This is a genomic window from Cellulomonas humilata, assembly GCF_013359775.1.
In the GTDB taxonomy this organism is placed as follows: Bacteria; Actinomycetota; Actinomycetes; order Actinomycetales; family Cellulomonadaceae; genus Cellulomonas; species Cellulomonas humilata.
This window is the reverse complement of sequence record NZ_JABMCI010000022.1, coordinates 1-1,027: the sequence shown is the minus strand read 5'-3', so window position 1 is coordinate 1,027 and position 1,027 is coordinate 1. Positions and strand designations below refer to the sequence as shown.

1 protein-coding gene is annotated in these 1,027 nt (G+C 75.6%); it reads right to left on the bottom strand.

What is annotated here, in order from left to right:
* A partial coding sequence (locus HP550_RS00110) for a DUF222 domain-containing protein (RefSeq protein ID WP_210767467.1) occupies window positions 1-902 on the bottom strand: 902 nt, incomplete at its 3' end.
* Window positions 903-1,027: the final 125 nt, after the last annotated feature.

Here is a 1,027-nt window from a genome sequence, read left to right as displayed (position 1 = left end):
TGGGCGAGCTCGCGGGCGACCTGGGCGGGGATCGGCCCGTAGGAGCCGAGGGTGGCGGGGTGGTCGTCCAGGCCGGCGAGGGTGGTGGCGGCGACGGTGACCTGCAGGGCGACCCGTTGCCCGTGCCGGGTGGGCAGGGCGGTGCCGTCCGGGGTGGTCTGCCGGTCCAGGATCGAGGTGAACACGTCACTGAACGCGTCGGCGCGGCGTTGGTCGATGCTGCGGGTGTCGCCGTCCACGCCGGCGTGCCCGGCCAGGGCGTCGATGGCGGTGAATGCGGCGGTGGCGTCGGCGGCGGGCAGGTAGGCGATCAGGCGGGCCATCGCGTCGGGGGCCAGCTCCAGGAACACGCCGCGCCGCTGTCGCTCGACCAGCCGGCGTTGTTCGGCGACGGCGGGGTCGGCGGCGATCAGGGTGGCGCGCAGGTGCCGGGTCAGCTGGGGTCCGGTCATCTCGGTGGCCCGGTGCACCGCATCGGCCACCACCGCGTCGACCTGTAGCCCGGCCAGCGCCGTGCCGGATCGGTGGAGCTCATCCAGAATCGCGTCGACCTTGCGGGTGTCGATCGCCCCGGCCGCCCACGCGTCGGCCAGGGCCGGGTGCTGTCCGGTGCCCCAGGCGCGCAGGAACGTGTTCTCTGCGTGCCGCTTGGTGGACACCAGGACGCACGCGAGCTCGTCGGGGACGTGCCGCAGCGCGTCCGGGGTGCGGGCCTGCAGCTCACGGACCCAGACCGCCTGGGCGGCCTGGGCCATCGTGACGACCTGCTGCCAGGCCGCCACCCCGTTGACCAGCGCGGCCCCGGACACCTCGGCGACCGGCACCGAGCCGAGCATCGCGACCAGCGCCGCGAGGTCGACCCCGGGCAGCGGGAACTCCTGCACGGCGGCCAGGTCCACCACGCGCTCACCCGACGGGACCACCGGCGACGCCCCGGGACGAGCACCGCGACCCGAGTCGGACCAGACCATCGCGGGCGAGGTGGGCGAGGTGGGCGAGGTGGGCGAGGTGGGCGAGGTGGGCGAGG